Origin of the sequence: Janthinobacterium sp. PSPC3-1, from assembly GCF_049896105.1 — a bacterium.
Taxonomy (GTDB): Bacteria; Pseudomonadota; Gammaproteobacteria; order Burkholderiales; family Burkholderiaceae_D; genus Janthinobacterium.
Genome location: NZ_JAFCTQ010000016.1, coordinates 83,888 through 103,069, shown reverse-complemented (window position 1 = coordinate 103,069; position 19,182 = coordinate 83,888). Strand labels below are relative to the sequence as shown.

General features: G+C 62.8%; 15 protein-coding genes. 7 read left to right on the top strand and 8 right to left on the bottom strand.

Annotated elements, in window-relative coordinates:
* Window positions 1-35 precede the first annotated feature (35 nt).
* Genes ACP7B7_RS17725 through ACP7B7_RS17710 form a run of 4 tightly spaced genes read left to right on the top strand, consistent with a single transcriptional unit; the run spans window position 36 to window position 4,066 of the window.
* Window positions 36-1,295 carry a lipoprotein-releasing ABC transporter permease subunit gene (locus ACP7B7_RS17725; protein WP_308921604.1) on the top strand — a complete coding sequence of 420 codons (1,260 nt, stop codon included), beginning with the start codon at window positions 36-38 and terminating at the stop codon, window positions 1,293-1,295.
* 16 nt (window positions 1,296-1,311) lie between these two features.
* Entirely contained in the window at window positions 1,312-2,031 is a 720-nt protein-coding gene (gene lolD / locus ACP7B7_RS17720; RefSeq protein ID WP_308921603.1) for a lipoprotein-releasing ABC transporter ATP-binding protein LolD, read from the top strand.
* 12 nt (window positions 2,032-2,043) lie between these two features.
* Complete coding sequence (locus ACP7B7_RS17715; protein ID WP_426077527.1) at window positions 2,044-2,853, top strand: TatD family hydrolase; 810 nt, start codon at window positions 2,044-2,046, stop codon at window positions 2,851-2,853.
* Entirely contained in the window at window positions 2,846-4,066 is a 1,221-nt protein-coding gene (locus tag ACP7B7_RS17710) for a PQQ-dependent sugar dehydrogenase (protein WP_308921602.1), read from the top strand. Before ACP7B7_RS17715 ends, ACP7B7_RS17710 begins: the two co-directional genes overlap by 8 nt.
* A gap of 3 nt (window positions 4,067-4,069) precedes the next feature.
* Here the strand turns inward: ACP7B7_RS17710 and ACP7B7_RS17705 are convergent, their stop codons facing one another.
* The 4 genes from ACP7B7_RS17705 to ACP7B7_RS17690 form a co-directional block, all read right to left on the bottom strand.
* Window positions 4,070-4,939 (bottom strand): TonB-dependent siderophore receptor, encoded by an 870-nt coding sequence (locus ACP7B7_RS17705; RefSeq protein WP_426077509.1) that lies wholly within the window; start codon window positions 4,937-4,939, stop codon window positions 4,070-4,072.
* Between the two features lie 6 nt (window positions 4,940-4,945).
* Window positions 4,946-6,508: a TonB-dependent siderophore receptor gene (locus ACP7B7_RS17700; protein ID WP_426077508.1), complete on the bottom strand. Its 1,563-nt coding sequence runs from the start codon at window positions 6,506-6,508 to the stop codon at window positions 4,946-4,948.
* Window positions 6,509-6,595: 87 nt separating this feature from the next.
* Window positions 6,596-7,639, bottom strand: coding sequence for a FecR family protein (locus ACP7B7_RS17695; protein WP_426077507.1), 1,044 nt, complete (start codon window positions 7,637-7,639; stop codon window positions 6,596-6,598).
* Window positions 7,640-7,646: 7 nt separating this feature from the next.
* Window positions 7,647-8,171, bottom strand: coding sequence for a sigma-70 family RNA polymerase sigma factor (locus ACP7B7_RS17690; RefSeq protein WP_426077506.1), 525 nt, complete (start codon window positions 8,169-8,171; stop codon window positions 7,647-7,649).
* A gap of 209 nt (window positions 8,172-8,380) precedes the next feature.
* Here ACP7B7_RS17690 and ACP7B7_RS17685 point away from each other — a divergent pair, with 209 nt between their 5' ends.
* Both ACP7B7_RS17685 and ACP7B7_RS17680 read left to right on the top strand, forming a co-directional pair.
* Window positions 8,381-8,716 (top strand): Rap1a/Tai family immunity protein, encoded by a 336-nt coding sequence (locus ACP7B7_RS17685; protein ID WP_426077505.1) that lies wholly within the window; start codon window positions 8,381-8,383, stop codon window positions 8,714-8,716.
* Entirely contained in the window at window positions 8,713-9,186 is a 474-nt protein-coding gene (locus ACP7B7_RS17680; protein WP_426077504.1) for a T6SS effector amidase Tae4 family protein, read from the top strand. Before ACP7B7_RS17685 ends, ACP7B7_RS17680 begins: the two co-directional genes overlap by 4 nt.
* Here the strand turns inward: ACP7B7_RS17680 and ACP7B7_RS17675 are convergent.
* Window positions 9,183-11,171, bottom strand: a complete 1,989-nt coding sequence (locus ACP7B7_RS17675; protein WP_426077503.1) for a helicase-related protein — start codon at window positions 11,169-11,171, stop codon at window positions 9,183-9,185. The genes ACP7B7_RS17680 and ACP7B7_RS17675 overlap by 4 nt on opposite strands.
* A 126-nt stretch (window positions 11,172-11,297) precedes the next feature.
* On the opposite strand from ACP7B7_RS17675, the gene ACP7B7_RS17670 reads away from it, so the two are divergent.
* A complete protein-coding gene (locus ACP7B7_RS17670) occupies window positions 11,298-13,736 on the top strand; it encodes a DNA internalization-related competence protein ComEC/Rec2 (protein ID WP_426077526.1) in 2,439 nt (812 codons plus the stop codon).
* Between the two features lie 83 nt (window positions 13,737-13,819).
* Here the strand turns inward: ACP7B7_RS17670 and ACP7B7_RS17665 are convergent, their stop codons facing one another.
* The 3 genes from ACP7B7_RS17665 to ACP7B7_RS17655 all read right to left on the bottom strand — a co-directional run bounded on the left by ACP7B7_RS17665 (window position 13,820) and on the right by ACP7B7_RS17655 (window position 19,062).
* Window positions 13,820-16,246, bottom strand: a complete 2,427-nt coding sequence (locus ACP7B7_RS17665) for a DUF262 domain-containing protein (RefSeq protein WP_426077502.1) — start codon at window positions 16,244-16,246, stop codon at window positions 13,820-13,822.
* Entirely contained in the window at window positions 16,243-18,045 is a 1,803-nt protein-coding gene (locus tag ACP7B7_RS17660; RefSeq protein ID WP_426077501.1) for a GmrSD restriction endonuclease domain-containing protein, read from the bottom strand. Before ACP7B7_RS17660 ends, ACP7B7_RS17665 begins: the two co-directional genes overlap by 4 nt.
* 81 nt (window positions 18,046-18,126) lie before the next feature.
* Window positions 18,127-19,062 (bottom strand): LysR family transcriptional regulator, encoded by a 936-nt coding sequence (locus tag ACP7B7_RS17655; RefSeq protein WP_426077500.1) that lies wholly within the window; start codon window positions 19,060-19,062, stop codon window positions 18,127-18,129.
* Between the last annotated feature and the right edge of the window lie 120 nt (window positions 19,063-19,182).

Sequence of the window (19,182 nt, the reverse complement as noted above, 5' to 3'; positions counted from 1 at the left end):
ACGAAATACCGATTAAATCCGCCGGAAGCACAAGAATGTTAAAGAATTTGCCTTTTGAATGGCTGGTCGGCCTGCGCTACACGCGGGCCGGCAAGCGCAGTGGCCGCAACAGTTTTATCTCGTTTATCTCGCTCATTTCCATGGCCGGCATCGGCCTGGGCGTGGCGGCGCTGATCGTCGTGCTGTCGGTGATGAACGGCTTCCAGAAGGAAGTCACCGACCGCATGCTGTCGGTGCTGGCCCACGTCGAGGTATTCGACAACAGCGGCAGCATGCCCGACTGGCGCGCGGAAAAGGCCCAGGCCTTCAAGAATCCAGCCGTCAAGGGCGCGGCGCCTTTCGTCGAAACCCAGGGCATGCTGCTGCGCGACGATGCGCTGCGCCCGGCCATTGTGCGCGGCGTGCTGCCGGAAGAAGAACCGAACGTGTCCGACGTGGCCGGCCAGACGCGCATGGGCAGCTTCAAGGCGCTGCAGCCGGGCACCTACAATATCGTGCTGGGCATCGAGCTGGCGCGCGCGCTGCGCGTCAATCTCGGCGAAAAAGTCACGCTGATGCTGGCCCAGGGCCAGGTCACGCCGGCCGGCGTGCTGCCGCGCATGCGCAGTTTTACCGTCAGCGGGATCTTCCAGGCCGGCCACAACGAATTCGACGCCGGCCTGGCGTTCATCAATATCGAGGACGGCCAGCGGCTGCTGCGCCTGGAAGGCCCGTCCGGCCTGCGCCTGCGCCTGGTCGACATGAACCGCGCGCCGCAGGTGGCGGCAGAACTGAAAAAATCCATGCCGGGCGACCTGCGCCTGCGCGACTGGTCGCAATTGAACGCCAACTGGTTTGCCGCCGTGCAGACCGAAAAGCGCATGATGTTCATTATCCTGACCCTGATCATCGCGGTGGCCGCCTTCAACCTGGTGTCGACCCTGGTGATGACGGTGACCGACAAGCAGGCCGATATCGCCATCCTGCGCACGCTCGGTGCCTCGCCGGGATCGATCATGAAGATCTTCATGATCCAGGGCGCGCTGGTGGGCATTCTCGGCACGATTCTGGGCGTCGGTGGCGGCGTGCTGGTGGCGATGAATATCGACGTCATCGTGCCGTTTATCGAACACCTGCTGGGCGTGCAGTTCCTGTCCAAGGACATCTATTTCATCAGCACCGTGCCGTCCGACCTGCGCTGGCCCGACGTCACCAGAATCGGCGTGCTGGCCGTGATCCTCGCCTTTCTGGCGACCCTGTATCCAAGCTGGTGGGCCGCGCGCGTGAAGCCGGCCGAAGCCCTGCGCTACGAATAATCATTAGACCATGACCATGACCGATCTGAATAAAAACGCCGCCACATCCACCACCGCCGCCGTGCTGTCCTGCCGTGGCCTGGGCAAGACTTTCACCCAGGGCAGCTACAAGGTGCAGGTACTGGCCGGCATCGATATCGACATCCATCGCGGCGAGCGCGTGGCCATCGTCGGCGCTTCCGGTTCCGGCAAGTCGACCCTGCTGCACCTGCTGGGCGGCCTCGATACGCCGACCACCGGCAGCGTCACCTTGCTGGGGAAAGACTTCGCCACCCTCAGCGAAAAGGCGCGCGGCGACTTGCGCAATGCCTCGCTCGGTTTTGTCTACCAGTTCCACCATCTGCTGCCGGAATTTTCGGCGCTGGACAACGTCGCCATGCCTTTGATGATACGGCGCATGAAGCGCGCGCCGGCCACCGACCTGGCGCAGCAGATCCTGGCGCGCGTCAACCTGGCCAAGCGCGTCACGCACACGCCCGGCGAACTGTCGGGCGGCGAGCGCCAGCGCGTGGCCCTGGCCCGCGCCCTCGTCACGCAGCCGGCCTGCGTGCTGGCCGACGAACCGACCGGCAATCTCGATCACGCCACGGCTGAACAGATTTTTGACCTGATGCTGGAACTGTCGCGCACCCTGGGCACGGCTTTCGTCATCGTTACCCACGATATCGAACTGGCCAGGCGCTGCGACCGCGTGCTGCGCCTGACCGACGAAGGGCTGCAACCCTACCAGTACTGAGGTCTCGCCATGCTGTGGATCGATACGCACTGCCACCTGGACGCCCACGAATTCGGTAACGAATCGCTGCCGGTGGCGCAGCGCGCCGGGGAACTGGGCGTGGCCATGATCGTCATTCCCGCCGTCGAAAAGGCGAATTTTTCCATCGTGCGCGAACTGGCCCACGCCGCGCCCAACGGCTGCTATGCGCTGGGCATCCACCCGATCTACGTGCCGCACGCCACCGAGGACGATCTGCTGGCGCTGCGCGAGGCTGTGGCCGTGGCGATGACGGACCCGCGCTTTGTCGCCATCGGCGAGATCGGCCTGGATTTCTTTATTCCCATGCTGGCGGAACCGGCCATGCGCGCCAAGCAGGAACACTTCCTGCGCGAGCAGCTGAAAATCGCGCGTGATTTCGACCTGCCGGTGCTGGCCCATGTGCGCCGTTCGCAGGACATCGTCCTGAAACATGCGCGCCAGATCCGCCCGAACGGCGGCATCGCGCACGCCTTCAACGGCAGTTTTCAACAGGCGCAGGGCTATATCGACCTCGGTTTCAAGCTCGGCTTCGGCGGCGCCATGACGTTTACGCGCGCCTTGCAGATACGCCGCATGGCCACCGATTTGCCCTTGAGTTCCATCGTGCTGGAAACCGATGCGCCCGATATTTCCCCTGCCTGGATCCACCCTGGCCGCAACAGCCCGGAACAGCTGCCCCGCATCGGCGCCGTGCTGGCCGAACTGCGCGGCATCGACCTTGCCGACGTGGCGGCGCAGACCAGCGCCAACGCCCGCGCGGTGATGCCGCGTCTACCCTTGATGGAAAGCCCACATGAATAAGAAGATACTCGTTGCCGCGCTGCTCAGCTCCCTGGCGGCACCCGCCATGGCGGCCGACCTGTGTGACGGCTTGCCCCGCCTGAACGTCACCACGCCGGCCGGCTTTTGCGTCGGCGTGCTGGGCGACGGCATGAAATTTCCGCGTGGCGTGCTGCCGCTGACCAATGGCGACGTGCTGGTCACCGACATGGCCGGCTGGACGGCGAACCAGGGCAAGCTGTGGCTGCTCAAGCGCCAGGCCGGTGGCAAGTTCGAACGCAAGCTGCTGCTCGACAAGCTCGATCGCCCGAACGGCATCGTGCAGGGGCCGGACGGCATGGTCTACGTGGGCGTGGTGGGGCGCATCTTCCGCTTCGACCTGCGCGACCCGGCCTCCCTCACCGACGTGATCGGCGGCACCGCGAAAACGCCGGGCCTGCCGGGCCTGGGCCTGCATCTCTTGACCACCATGCGCTTCAGTCCCGCAGGCGACCTGTATGTCAACGTGGGGTCCAGCACCGACCATTGCGAAGGCAAGGACGGCAAGGCGCCGGACGCGGGCAAACCGTGCGCCACGGCCGAAGGCAAGGAAGCGCTGGGCGCCATCCGCGAATACAAGATGGCCTGGCCGGCCGGCACGGTCACCAGCTGGAGCACCCATGCGCACGGCTTGCGCAATTCGATGGCGCTGGCGTTTCACCCGGCCACCGGCGCCCTGTGGCAGGCGGAAAATGCGCGCGACGCGATCCAGGCCGCCATGCCGCAGCTGAAAAGCGACGAGAACCTGCCGCATGAAGAACTGAACCTGATCAAGGCCGGCCAGCATTACGGCTGGCCCTACTGCTACGACAGCAATGTCGCCAGCCCCGAATACCCGAAGACCGATTGCGCCGCCAAATACACGGCGCCACAGCGCCTGCTGCCCGGTCACGCCGCGCCGCTGGGCATGACCTTTTATACGGCCAGCCGCTTCCCGGCCACCTATAAAAACAGCCTGATCATCGGCTACCACGGCTACCGTGCCAACGGCCACCGCCTGGTGGCGCTATTGCCCGATGCTGCCGGCGCGCCGCTGGGCAAGTCGGTCGAGCTGATCGGCGGCTGGGAGCGCAAGGGCAAGCAGGGCAGGGGCGCACCGGTCGATGTCAAGCAGGGCCAGGACGGCGACATCTACCTGGCCGACGATCACAATGGACTGGTGCTCAAGCTCCATTACGAGGCGCCGGCCAGGTAAGTTTTACAGTGAACCGCGCAGTGTCAGCACCACATTGCGCGGGTCGCCATAGTAGTTGGCGTTTACAAAGCTCGACAGGGTGCTGTAGTAGCGCTTGTCGAATACATTGTTGACGTTCAGGGTGGCCGACCAGCGCGGATTGATCTGGTACTTGAGCATGGCGTTCCACACCGCGCGCCCGCTCACATCGGCCGTCAGCAGGCCCACCGTCCGGTAGCTCGAACTCTGGCTGTTGACGCCGCCGCCCAAGGTGACATCGCGCAGCGCGCCCCGCAGCTGGTACGTGCTCCAGATGCGCAGCATGTGCTTGGGCGTGTAGGTGTTGAACGACAGACCGCCGCTGTTGACGTCTGCCACATATCTGGTGCGGTTGAAGGTATAGCCGGAAAACACATTCCAGCCCGTGGCCAGCTTGCCGCTTAGTTCAAGGTCGACGCCTTCGCTGCGCACCTTGCCCGTATCGATATAGCAGTAGTAGTCGCTGCGGCAGGTGTCGCTGCTGTTGTAGTCTTCCTGCGCGCGGTTTTTCTGGTCAACGCGGAACAGCGCCAGCGCTGTATTGACGCGGCCCTCCAGCAGTTCACCCTTCACGCCCAATTCAATATTCGCGCCCGTCAGCGGTTTCAGGGCCTCGCCCGATTCCTTCTGTTCGTACTGTGGCGAGAAGATCTCGGCATAGCTGGCGTAGGCCGACCATTGCGGACTGATTGCATACACCAGGCCCGCGTACGGCGTCAGCTTGGCGTGTTCGCCCTGATTGGTGGTCGACACCGACGGGCTGCGGCCGGTGGTGTCGGTATCCCAGACGGTGCGCGACCAGCCCAGGCGGCCGCCGACGATCAGCTTGAGCGGATCGGCCAGTTGCACGCGCACGGTGCCCTAAGCCCCGGTCTCGCGCGACTTGCCGACCCGCGCTTCGCGCAGGTTGCTGTTGATGAAGGCATCGGTCGGCTCGGGAAAATCGGCGCTGAAGTTGTTGATGTCGAAGGTATGGTAATTGCTGCTGACACCATATACCGTGCGGGCCGTGGCGCGCGCATGGTTCACGCCAAACACCACTTCATGCTGGCGCCCCAGTGCGTCGAACTTGCCGGTGATATTGGCGTCGATGCCGGACAGTTCGTTCTCGGCCACTGTGGTCGACGCGCGCAAGGCGCCCCGGTTGGTGAGCGGATTGATGGCCAGGCCCGAGCCGGCATACTTCATGTCGTTCTTTTCCTTCACGTAGGCGCTGCTGACCTTGAGCGTCCAGTCGTCGTTGAAGTGATGCGACAGGTCCAGGTAGGCGCCGCGGTTGGCATTGTCCTGCCGGTTCCATTTTGCGCCGAGAAAGGTCGAACGCGGCAGGTCCAGGTCGCGCGCATTGCTGTAGCGCGGCAGGCCGTTCAGGAAGGGCAGGCCCTTGACCTGTTCCGAGCTCAAGGCGACATTGACCTGCGTCTGCGGCGACAGGTCGTATTCCAGCGTGGCGAACAGGGTCGGGCTGCGGCGTTCCACGTAATCGATAAAGGAATGCTTGTCTTCGTAGTCGGCCACCACGCGGCCGCGCAGGGTGCCGGCGTCGTTCAGCACGCGGCTGGCGTCCAGCTGCAGGCCGTAGCTGTCCCACGAACCGGCCTTGGCGGTCACGGTGGTGGCGTTGTCGGCCAGCGGGCGCTTGCGCACCAGGTTGACGGCGCCGCCCGGATTGCCCGCGCCTTGCAGCAGGCCGGCCGCGCCGCGCAGCACTTCCACCCGGTCGTAGATGGCCGTGCCGGCCGAGAAATTGCTGGCGCGGCCGTACATGCCGCGATTGAGCGGCACGCCGTCATACTGCACCGTGGTCAGGTCGAAGCCGCGCGCATAAATATATTTGCCGCCCTGCGGGCTTTGCTGGATGGTCATGCCGGTGGTGCTGGCCAGGGTGTCATAGACGGTGGTCAGGTTCTGCTCGTCGAGCAGCTGGCGCGTGACCACGCTGACCGATTGCGGAATGTCTTTCAATGCCTGTTCGCCCTTGCCGATGGTAACCGCGCGCGTGGTGTAAGCGCCGCTGCCTTCGGTGGTGGCGCTGACCATCGGCGCGGCGCTGACCGTTACCGGGGCCATGGTCTGTTCGGCGGCTTGTCCGGGACCCCGGGGACGCACCGTGACGGCCGTGCCTTCGATCTCGGCCGCGAGGCCGCTGCCGGCCAGCAGGCGCTCGAGCGCGTCGCGCGGCGTCATGCGCCCCGTCACGGCGGGCGCCGTCTTGCCGGCCACCAGCGATGGCTGCACCATCAGGTCAAGGCGGCTCTGGCGCGCCAACGCGTCGAGCGCCTGCGCCAGCGGCTGGGCGGCGATGCGGATCTCGATGGAAGGTGTGGCGGCGCTGATGACTTGGGCGTGGACGACCGGTGCAAACGCCAGGGCGACGGCCATGGCCATGATCAAGGGGGCGGGGATAAAGCGAAAGCGTGACATGCAATCTCCAGAGAGGTGTAAACAAGAATCCTTCTCATGCAGACGCATGGCCGGTAGCGATCCCCAACCCTGTTCGTAAAATTATTTTCAGCGCGCCGCGACGATTTCCGTCACGGCGCCGTCGCGCCGCAGCGCCACCGGCAGCACGCGCGGCAGCACGCGCATGAAATTATCGAGCCGCAGCGGGTCAAACGTGCCCGTCACGCCCAGTTGCGCCACCTGCGCGTCGCGCACCACCAGCCTGGTCGCGCCATAGCGCTCGAATTCGGCCAGCACCTGCGCCAGCGGCGTGTCGTCGAAACTGACGCGGCCCTCGCGCCACGGCGCGATGCCCCGGGCCGCCACCTGGCCGATGGCCCCCAGGCGCCCGCTGTTGTCGGCACCGATGCGCTGGCCGGCGGTGAGCAGCATGGCCGGCGCGCCATCGGGCGCCGCGTTGCGCACCACGCTGACCCGGCCTTCCTCGACTTCGACCCGCACATCGTCCTTGCAGGCCATGCCAGGGGTATGGCGTACCGAAAAACGTGTGCCGATCACCGTGATGCGCACGGCGCCGGCCAGCACGTCGAACGGGCGTTTTGCATCGCCCTGTACCTGGAACACGGCCTGGCCATCGAGCAGCCGCACGACGCGGCGCTGGCGGTACAAGGTGACGGCCACGCGCGTGGCGGTGTCGAGCCGCAGCACGCTGCCGTCGGGGAGGGTGACGGCCTGCTGCTGGCCGCGCACGGTGGCAAAGCTGGCCTCGTACACGGGCAGATGCCGCCAGTGTTGCCAGGCCAGGATGCCGCCGCCCGACGCCGACAGCGCCAGGGTGGCCAGCGCCGCCCTTGGCGCCAGCGCGGCCAGCCAGTGGCGGCGCGCGGGTGACGGCGGCGCCGCAGCGATGGCCTTGTCGGCGGCCAGCCGGCGGCGCAGCTGGTCGATGCCGGCGGCCGGCAAGGCGTCCAGGCGGGCCCAGTCGCCATGCCAGCGCGCATAGGCCTCGCCATGGGCGGGATTGGCCGCCAGCCAGGTATTGAACTGTGCCGCTTCCGCTGTGCTCAAGCTGCGCTCGCGGCGCGCGAACCAGTCCAGCGCCTGCTGGTCAAGGTCGCTCAGGGATTGGTCGGATGGCGATGGCTGGTTCATGTCTGGCTCACAGGCTCGAAGGTGGGGGCGCGCCATCCTGGGCGTCCTGGCAGCGGCGGCAGGCCTGCATGGCCAGCTTGATATGGCGTTCCACCATGGTGACGGAAATGCCCATCCGGCGCGCCACTTCCGCTTGCGGCAGGCCGTCGAATTTATGCAGGATAAACGCTTCGCGGCAGCGCAGCGGCAGTTCACCGATCACGGCCAGCATGGCCTCGACGGCTTGCGCCGACATGGCGGCCGTTTCCGGTTCGCTGGCGGCGGGAGCGGCCAGGCTGTCGAACAGATCGGCGCCGCCATCATCGTCGGTGTCAAGCGCCTGGCCGCGCACGGCGCCGCGCCGGTGCCGGTCGATCACCAGGTTGCGCGCGGTGCGGTACAGCAGGGCGCGCGGTTCGGCCACGTGCTCGCCCGACTGCTGCAGGGCCAGCACGCGCACATAGCTTTCCTGCGCCAGGTCGGCCGCCGCATGGCGGTCGTTGACCGCGCGCGACAGGAAATTCAACAGTTCTCGGTAATAGCGTGTGAGCACAAATATCCAAAGCCGGGGGTAGGGCGCATGTCGCTTGCAGGCTGGCTTTGTTACTTTGGCTGACCCGGGGGCGCGGGAATACCCCCTTGTTTTTTGCGGCGGCCCCGATTCTACAGGCTGCAAGACCATCCCGTCCATGCTTGACCTCGCTCAGTGCGGGGTCATGGGCGCCGCCTACAATCGGCGGATGCCCCTTTGCCAGGCCCGCCATGCGCTCACTTTTCTTCCTTTTCGTCCTCTCTTTATCGTGCGCCCACGCCTTTCCCACGGCGCCGCGCCTGAGCGGCGCGCAGCTGCTGGCCCAGTCCCAGCAGGACCCGCGCTACGCCAAAGGCTACCTGGCCGGCGTGGCCGATGCCGCGCAAGGCCGGCTGTGGTGCGACACGGGCCGTGTCAAATCTGTGGAACTCGACGGCATCGTGATCGCCGGCATCAAGGCGCTGCCTGAGCCGGCACGCCAGGGCGACGCGGCGCGCCTGGCCGTGGCCATCCTGGCCAGCCGTTTCCCCTGTCCCCATCCACCAAAAAACGGGAGGTTGAGATGAAACCTGCATTCATCAAGCTGCGTGAAAACTACTACAGCGTGGCGGCCGTCGACCAGGCGGCCCTGTTCGGCGAAATCGGCTGGGAAGACCTGATCGGCAAGGACAGCTTCATCAACACCTGCGCCATCCGCATCAGCCTGGCCCTGATCAAGTCCGGTATCAAGCTCAAAGGCCGCATGGCGATCAACAAGGGCCCGTTCAAGGGCGCGCTGATCGAGCCGGGGCAGGCCAAGCTGGCGCATATGCTGGCCAGCCCCTCGCTGTTGGGTGCGCCCGAAAAATTCGCCAGGGACGCGGCCATTGACGGCATCGGCAACCGCAAGGGCATCGTGGCGTTTTTTCGCATTCCCGGCTACCTGGGCGGCGCCGGCGGCCATATCGACATCCTGCTGCCGTCCACCGGCGTCAAGGTGTGCGGTTCGGAATGCTACTGGACGTGTGAAGAGATATGGTTCTGGGAGCTGCGTTAAGCACGGAATTTCTTCGATTTTCCGCGCGAGGCCGCATTGTGCGCGCGCAGGATGGAGTCGACCCGTTCCGACGCATCGCGCGACAGATTCTGCGCCACCGCGATATCGGGGAAGAACTCGGGCAGGCGGTAACTGAGCCAGGCATACGCCGAGTAGTAGCGGCAGGTGTCTTCCACCTGCTGCAAATTCTGCGTGCCGCCGCCGTAGGCATGCTGGCGCAAGGTACTGGTCTTGCCCAACGACAGATTCTTCGACCAGTGTTCCCACGCCGTCTGCAAGGACGGCACCTTGCTGGAGATCGGCACCAGCGACAGGGTGAACTTGTCGGCCACGGACAAGGGCAGGGTGTCGAGCCACAGCGCGCGTTCCTTCTGGTCTTCGGTAATGCGCGGGAAGAAAAAGCCGTCCGGCACGTCGATATTGTGGATAAAGCGGCGCAGCAGTTTTGATAGCGACTGCTCGCCCGTCACCGACGAAATGCGGTGCAAGTGTTCCAGCGACGGCGCGACCGCAAAGCCGCTGGTGTTCAGCGGGTGCAGCTTTTCCTTGAGCAGGGCGCGCATCACTTCGTGCGTCTCATTGTCGTAGCCGGCCACCAGTCCTTCTTCATGCACGCCATAGCGGCCCGCGCGCCCGGCGATCTGGCGCGCCAGCGCGGCCGAAATCTCTTCCTCTTCGCGCCCGTTGTACTTGACGCTGGTGGTCATCACGATGCGCGCGATCGGCATGTTCAGGCCCATCGCCAGCGCATCGGTGCCGACCACGATATCGGCCGTGCCGTCGCGAAAACGCTGCGCCTGCGCGCGCCGCACTTCGGGCGACAGATTGCCGTAGACGGTGGCCACCGACAGCCCGGTCTCCGTGATCATGTCGCGCCACATCAGCACTTCGCGGCGCGAAAACGCGATCACCGCGTCGCCGCGGCGCAGATTGCGCACCTTGCGCACGGCGCTCGGCTCCATCGACAGCGGCGCCATGCGTTTCAGCACATGCACCTCCAGCGGGCACTCCAGCCGTTCGGCCAACGCCTCGATCGCGCGCCGCGCTTCCGGTGCGCCCACCAGGTAGACGGTATGGGCCGGCGCGCCGCAGACGGCCGCCGTCCAGGCCGCGCCCCGGTCCGGGTCGGCCAGCATCTGGATCTCGTCGATCACTGCCACCTCGACCACGGTTTTCGTGTCCAGCATTTCCACCGTGCTGGCCACGTGGGTGGCGTTGTCCACCGTGCGGCGCTCTTCGCCCGTGATCAGGTTGACCGCCAGCGGTTTGCCGTGTGGCCGTGCCTCCTGCAGGCGCTCGTAGTTTTCCAGCGCCAGCAGGCGCAGTGGCGCCAGGTAGACGCCGTTTTTCGCTTTTACCAGCGCTTCCATCGCGCGGTGCGTCTTGCCCGAATTGGTGGGGCCCAGCAGCGCGACAAAGCGGCGCGGCAGCCGGCGCGCCATCTCGAACGAGGCCGGATATTCGGCCAGGTTGATGCTCTGGCGCGTGCGCGCCGCATGCTGCTCTTCCTGCTGGCGCTCGATGGCGTGGTTGAAGCGCTGGCGGATGCGGTCGAACACCATGCCGGCCGGCTCCGACGTCTGCATGTCGGCCAGGGTATGCAGGAACAGCATCGGGTCAGCGTCGACGTCTTCGCTCTGGCCGGCGATATCGGCCACGAAATCGATCACATGCTGGCGCAGCTCGTCAAACACGGCTTGCCCGGCCCGTTCGCGCACCAGCGCCAGCTTGGCCTCGCGGTCCATCTTGCGCCACTTGGCCGGCCGCGCCAGCACGCCCTGGCTCGGCACCAGCGCATACGGCACGCGCAAGCCGCCCGCGCGAACTTCGCCCGAAAAGCGCACGAACACGCGGCCTTCCATCTTCACCAGCCGCACATGCTCGGCCAGTTCGCCCAGTTCCGCCACCAGGGTGGCGTCGTTATTGTCTTCGGCGAGGTCGTTGCTGTCGGCAGGAGTGCTGGCGGGTGGTGCGGAGGAAGTCATGGAATGCCTGGGTGTGGAGGATGCAGCACCGATTATACCGTGCCGGGCAGGGATGATCTGGCGCAAACCAGGCTTGTCCGGCAAGGCTATATTGAACGACTTGCCATGCAACTGCCGCCCACCGATATGCGCATCGTCCTCCTTGCCTTTGCCTTTGGCGCCGCATGGCTGCAGATGCAAGCGAGCCTGCCGCAACACCCGGGCCTGGTGTCGTTATTGCTGCTGCCAGTCTGCCTGGGCGCGCTGCTGTTGCTGCGGCGGCGCCACCTGGTCGTGAAGGCGGTGGCTGCGCTGGCCTGCGGCCTGGCGCTGGGTTTTTACTGGGCCGCGTGGCTGGCGCAACTCGCCTTGGCTCCCCAGTTGGCGCAGGCCGACGAAGGCCGCGACATCACCGTGATCGGTACCGTCGCCAGCCTGCCGTATCAATTCCAGCAGGGCGTGCGCTTCAATTTTGCCGTGGAAAGCGCCGGCGGCGACGTGGTGCCGCCGCTGATCGCCTTGTCCTGGTATGCCGGCTTTCGCGATGAAATTACCAGCGAAGTGGGCGACGTGCAGCCGGGTGAGCGCTGGCAGCTGACGGTGCGCCTGCAGCGCCCGCACGGCAACGCGAATCCGCACGGTTTCGATTACGAGGTGTGGCTGCTGGAGCAGGGCGTGCGCGCCACCGGCTATGTGCGGCCGGCGCCGAGAGTGGATACACCGAACCTGCGGCTGGACAGCTTTGTGCCCGGCTTCGGTAATGTGGTGCAGGCCAGCCGCGCGGCACTGCGCGCGCGCATCATGCGCAGCCTGCGGGGCAAGGAATATGCGGGCGTGATCGTGGCGCTGGTGGTGGGCGACCAGCGCGCGATTCCCCAGTCGGACTGGCAGGTATTCAACCGCACCGGCGTCAGCCACCTGATTTCCATTTCGGGTTTGCATATCACGATGGTCGCCGGCATGTTTGCGCTGGGTGCGGGCGCCTTGTGGCGGCGCTCCTTTTTCACCGACCGCCAGCTGCCCTTGTTCCTGCCGGCGCAAAAAGTGGCCGCGCTGGCCGGCGCCTTGGCGGCCTTGCTGTATGTGCTGCTGGCCGGCTTCGGCGTGCCGGCCCAGCGCACCCTGTATATGCTGATCGTGGTGGCGTTGGCCTTGTGGCTGGGCCGCATCACCAGCATCACCCACGTGCTGTGCCTGGCGCTGGGCGTGGTGGTGCTGCTCGACCCTTGGGCGGTGCTGTGGCCCGGCTTCTGGCTGTCGTTCGGCGCGGTGGCCACGATTCTGTATGCGACCGTCGGCCGCATGGCCCGCCATACGCAGGCGGACGCCAGCCGCTGGCAGCGGGCCAGGGCGGCCATTGCGCTGGGCGCGCATACGCAATATGTGGTGACGGTGGGCCTGGTGCCGCTGACCATGCTGCTGTTCGCGCAAGTGTCCCTGGTGTCACCGGTGGCCAATGCGCTGGCGATACCCGTCATCAGCCTGCTGGTCACGCCCTTGTCCTTGCTGGGTAGCGTGTTGCCCGCGCCCTTGTGCGACTGGATCCTGCTGCTGGCGCATTTCCTCGTGCAGATGCTGGCGCAGGTGCTCGACTGGCTCGGTGCGCGCCGCTTCGCCGTCTGGACCGCGCCCGTGCCGCCGGCCTGGAGCTTTTGCTGGGCGGCTTTCGGCACCCTGTGGCTGCTGGCGCCGCGCGGCTGGCCGCACCGCTGGGCCGGCATGCTGAGCTGGATTCCGCTGCTGACGGCCATGCCATCGAGTCCGCCACCGGGCCAGCTGTGGGTCACGGCCTTCGACGTGGGCCAGGGCATGGCCCTGCTGGTGGAAACGCACCGGCACCGCTTGCTGTACGACACGGGCCCGGCCTACGGCCTCGATTCCGACGGCGCCAGCAGGGTCATCGTGCCGTATCTGCGTGCACGCGGCATCGGCCAGCTCGATGGCCTGATCATCTCGCACAGCGATACCGACCACGCGGGCGGCGCCATCTCCTTGCTGGAAAACGTGCCGGTGGGCTGGCTGTCATCGTCCTTGCCCGATGGCCACCCGGCCGTCGACTTCCAGCGCAAGCTTGGCCAGCCTTACCTGCGCTGCGTGGCGGGCCAGCGCTGGAGCTGGGAAGGCGTGCATTTCGAGATGCTGCATCCGCTGGCCGAAGCCCATCACGACATCACCCTGAAACCGAATGCCCGCAGCTGCACCGTGAAAATCACGGCCGGCAAGCACGCGATTCTGCTGGCCGGCGATATCGAGGCGGCGCAGGAGGGCGAGCTGTTCGTGCGCGCGCGTGTATCGCTGGCGGCCGACGTGCTGCTGGCGCCCCATCATGGCAGCGGCACCTCGTCGACGCAGGCGTTTTTGAATGCCGTCAATCCATCGCTGGCGATCTTCCAGGTTGGGCATCGGAACCGGTATCGGCATCCGAAGGCGGAAGTGTATGAAAGGTATGGGACGATGGGGATAATGCGACTGCGCACGGATGTGGAGGGGGCGGTGGGGATGACGCTGTCCGATGACATACAGGCGGCTTCGTACCGCGCCAGCGGTGCGCGGTATTGGTACGGACCCCGGGACACGGAGCGATAAGGCGTAAGAACACCTGGGGCCATTGATGAGCTCCATTCGCTCCGCAAACCTTGGATCATGAACATGCGTCGGGCCCTTTTCCTCTATATCGATTGTGTTGTACGCAATAATTCAAGTGTACCGTCGAGCACGGATTTGACATCCGGTCGCGCTACATACCTCTCGAAGCGTCCTTCCGGTAACGCCATGACGGCGCCATCGCGTGCCAGGGTCTGGCCCAGCAATGCAGTCCGTTTGCCGTCGCTGGCCGTGAACTGGAACAGGTAGCCGCCGGTCGCTGCCCGTATGTTCAGATGTGCCGTGCTGTCGGCAAGTGCCCAAGTCATTCTGATGCCTGGTTCTTCGCGATCCGTACTTGAGTAGTGATAAGCCGTTACGCCAAAAGGGGGCAGCAAGTCTTGCGCGGCCATAGGCTCCAGCATAGTCTTGTACAAATGATAGGTGTGCAGCTCGGCATGGTCCGCGCTTCGGCGTTGCCTGAGCAACAAATAAATCTGCTCCGGTGACACATAGCGAATTTGTTTTTGACCACAATACTTGATCAACTCTGGACAGCGAATGAACGGCTCACGCCAGTCGCCCGTGTCAGGCGTCGTCGCAATCAGCTGGTCGAGTACGGTCGCTACATTTGCCGCGCCTGCAGGGATGTTATCGAGCAGCTCCTTGACGAAAAGCCGTCTCTCCGCATCCTTGCCGCAGTCATCGGCGTTGCCGCGCATTAACCTCTTCCAACTTGTGTCCCTGTCGGCATTGCCACCAAAATGCCAGTTGCTTCCGGCTTGCAAGAGATAATCGCCTCTGCCAAGCAGTGCGCGCTCCCAACGGGCGTTGCCGAAAGCGTGCAGGCCCGTCGGGCCAAAGACAGTTGCTGCGCGCTGATAATAGTCTCGGAACCTGTCGAGCAAGGTGTGATTGCTCGCTTCCGGCCAATTTGTGTTGCCACATGTTTTCCATGTGTCGAGTACCCCGGAGAACTTCAGCAGAAATTCGATCTGGCCTTTGAAATATCCATGCTGTTCGGCCTGCAAGATGGCGTCTCTCCACTGGTTATCACGCAGGATGAGGCTGGCTTTCAGTTGCTCTTCTCGCAGTTGCTGACCGTAAAAGCCGCCGACATGGAGCGGACCTGAAGCCAGGTGGTCGAGAATGCGCGATGCATGCGGCAGCAGCAGATTGACACCGGCTAGGCCGCGGCGCAGGTCGCCATTATTGTTGTAGTAGCTGTTCTCCGACAAGTTGACGATGACGCGCATCCATTCGGCGAAGCGGTCGGGCATCAACTGTGTCGGATGATGGTGAATATAGGCAGAATAGGCATGAAACTGGATCAGTTGGACGTAGGTGACAGTTTTGACCTTCTGTAATACTTCGAAGAATGCTCTTTGTTCGTCGTAATACGGATTCGGGCCAAGGATAGCCCGCATTCCTGCCTCTTCACCACTGCATGCGTCGAGCAAGGCGATCAATCTGTCGATCAGCGCGGCATCGAGGCAATCGTTTTCCTGGAAGCGCCGGAATGAGAATGGCCTGGCAGCATCGCGCATGGCAGACAGCAGCGTTTCATTCGCCACGATATCGGCATCGCGGGTCGTGATGGCCAGATTCTGCACCAGACGCATGAATTGCTCATCGAAAAGATTGGTTTCCTTGTCGCGGTAATCCCACAGCAGATCGGCCCACACGGTATCGATACGATCGCTGAAATAGGCTTTTAAGGTGGCGGGCCGGCCATGTAATTGGTAGTGCGTGGCGGAAAACAGCGTGCCCAGATGCTGCTCCAACTTTGCCTTGAAATTTTCAAATGGCGTCAGCGGTTTGCCGCGTGCGTTCATCTTGATGTACAGATCATCGGACAAGCCAAAATGCCGCAACTCCAGCAGGTGCAGGGTGATGTAGGGGTGTTCTTGTTGAATCAGCCGGGCATACAAGCCAGGGGCGGATACGAATCTGGCATGGATGGCGTCTAGCATGCACAGTACCGACTGAATTGTCGGATCGCGCTGCCAGGAATGAAAAAACCATGGCTCATTGCGCAACAGGGCCGATACACACATGTCCACAGTCGGTGCGTGGTGAGACTGCCATTGGGTCAATAATGCATCGAAGAACTCCTCGCTGCTGGTGCGTATCGCATAGGTGAACCGAGAATGCTTGCCGTCGCGCATGTATGAGGCGAAATCAGCCAGTGCTCCATCACGCCATGCCAGGTACCAGTGCAGCAGGAACAGGGTCGTCAGGCGCTGCTGGCCATCGAGTGGCGAGAATGTCTGCGGCCCGTCCGATTTGACGCTGCCGTAGACGAAATCGAGGTTCAGGGGCAAGGTGGCATCGCCAGGTGCTTTCAGCAGTGCGCCAGACAGGGCATCGAGAAACTCGCTGCGTACTTCGTGTTCTCCGCTGCGGCCCTGTGCGTAATCGCGCTGTATCAGGGGAATCTCGATCGTAGCATACCGGCTGAACATTTCTCGAAACGTCAGCTCGCCACTGCTGGTTTCCGTGTTGTGTCTCATTGTTGATCTCCGTTGTGCCTGGAAAAGAGCTGGGTCAGGCTGTTCGCGATGGCGTCGCGGTAACTGGTTCGGTCTGCCTGTGTCCACAGGGTCATCTGATCTGGCCTGCCGCTGAAATATTTCATAAAAACATTTTTCGTACACAGCGGCACGAAGACGCCATGCTTGTCGCTGGAGGTGATCTTCATGCGTTTGACCGGGAATACCGCGTTCTTGTAACTTCGGTTGGTCGATGAGTCGAGGAGGGTCAGATTTCCTATTCCATTGTCGCCAGCCATTTCACTGCGGCTGTCAAATTTGTCGAGCACCTGTTCGTGGAAGCGCTGGAAACGCTGCGTCAGCTGCACGTCCGGTGAGTTGCTTTGCATCAGGTCAAGAAAGACTTTCGCCTCATCGCGCAGGGTGGTGGTTTCCTCGTGCAAGTTGGCGTAATCGCGCAAGTCTTCCAGCCATTCCAGTTGTTCCCGCCGACTAGCTGGTGCGACTGTGGCGGTCGCGTGGATATGTTCGATGTCCCAGTGCTCTTGCTTGAAATGGTTGAATGGAAAGCGCAGCGTGGTCTTGCCGCTTTCCAGCAATGCTGCAATATTAAACAGCAGTAGTACCGAACGAATTGAGCTGTGATGTGATGTGTTTTCGTAGCTGAGTTCGTGTAGTTGTTTATCAATTGCCGTACGTGACAGTTCTATATCGGCTGATTCTGGCAGCGCCTGGCCGGTCAGGCGCTGGAAGATACGCTGTTTCAAATAATATCGGAATGCACTTTTGCTCATGCGCGATGCATGTTCTTTCAGCGCCAGCAGGCCTTCCCCTTCATTGACCAGATAGCCTATCAGGTGGTACAGCGTGCGGTCGGCAAACCATTCCTGCAGCAGCATGAAGAATTGTTTGACCTTCAGCCACTCATGCATCACATCGGCTTTTGCTGTTGCCCATTTTTCTTGGAAAAACCAGAAAGTGTCGAGCGTGTCGTTCGAAAATGCATGGTCACTGGTTGTTTCACGGGCAATCAGTTCGAACAGATAACCGATGCGATTACCGCGAAATGGGGCACCGTTGTAAAGGAAATGCCAGATGTCGTCGCCTTGCAGCGTTCTTTCGATATCGTCCCACTCACGGGCAATCGCGACACGCTGCAGATGTCCCGTGTCAGAGGCGAAATTCTCTTCTCGCAAGAATAATGCCCGGACCAGTTCCGCATTGGTCAGGGCAATTTTTCCCATGTTCAAGCGTGTAAATGCCTGCACCGGGTCTTCCGCAGCAGACAATTCGCACCAGATGACCTTGACGTTCTTGCCGATCTCATCGCCGTTCAGCAGGCATTGCAGCAGCTTCAATTTGTGGCTGCCATCGCGGACCTTGAACCAGTCCCTGATGGTTTGCGATGCCTGGCGCAGATGATAAACGTCAATACTTTCTTTGGCCATTTCCACTTGCATGTTTTGCAGGAAGGCAGTGGTGGTAGGCCTGGTTTCGAAAGAAAGGGAAAATGGTCGCTTGTCGAGTAATTCCAATATCGGTTTGAGTTCGCTCAGGATCAGAAAAATGGTCGTCAGACGTTGCTGCCCGTCGATCAATTCCCAGTCGCCCTCGTCGCGCTGTCGCACAACAATGGGTTGCAAGCAATAGAAAGAGTTTTTCTGCTGATTTTCTGCCTGTTTCTGAAAACTCCAGATATCGTCGAGCAGATCGCTCACCTGTCGCGCTGTCCAGCGGTAGCCACGCTGGTAGGCCGGAACGTAAAAAAGCTTGTCGAGCAGGTTGCTGATGGGTGTGACATGGATGCGGGAAGGCGTCATGCGAGCATCTCCAAAAGAATATAGGTGGATTATAAATAAAATAATATCCCTTTGGAAATTATCGTCGAATTTCCATCGCATCTACCCGTCAGATTGCTGAGTTCGTTCATCCGGAATCTCCAACCCCTTTTTCTTCACATACTCCAGAAACAACCTTGCCCCCTTTGCCATCCTCGACGTGCCATACACCGCATGCATGCTGGGATCGAGCTCTTTTGACGAAGTCAGCCGGTAAGCGGGGCACACGCGTATCAGCTTGCCGCTGGCCACCGCCGGTTCCGCCAGCCAGCTGGCCAGGCGGGCGATGCCGGCGCCTTCCAGCGCGGCCTGGAAGGTGGCGATGCCGGAGGTAAAGCGAAAGCGCGGCTGGACCTGGTAGCGCACATTGCGTTCGCCGGAAACAAAGTGCCAGTCACGCAGGATGCGCGGGGCGGAGTGCATGATGATGTCGTGGCCGGCCAGCTCTTCCGGTTCGGCAGGTAGCCCCATGCGTTCTACATAGTCCGGGGCGGCGTACATGTGGCGGCGGTAGTTCCACAGGGCGTAGCCGATCAGCTCGCTGGACTGGGGAAAGGCACCGCGGATGGCGAAGTCGAGCTTTTCCTGGATCGGGTCGATCGATTTGTCCGAAAAATGGATGTCGACCGACACGTTCGGATAGTCGCGCGAAAACTGCGCCACCAGTTTCGGCAAAAAACCCAGCGACAGGATCTCGGGCGCCGAGATGCGCACCCAGCCTTGCGGAGAATTGCTCAGCTCGGCCAGTTGATCTTCCGCTTCGGCCTGGGTTTCCAGCAAGTGCTTGGCCGAGGCGTAATAGGTTTCGCCGGCCGTGGTCAGGGTGAACTGTTTTTGCGTGCGCAGGATCAGTTCCGCGCCGATCGCGTCTTCGAGGAACTGGATGGCGCGCGTGACGGCCGACGGCGAGCGGCCCAGCATGCGCGCCGCGTGCACGAAACTGCGTTTTTCCACCACCGTGCAAAAGGCGCGGATTTCCCACATCAGCTTGATCGACATTCCCAGGTTCCCGCAGCGTAAAAGGACAGTAGAGCGCAGAGCGGCCCATTTCGTCAAGCGTTACGCCTGATTGCGTTTAGCGCAATATGAAGTTGCATCCAGAAAAACCGGCGCGGCCTA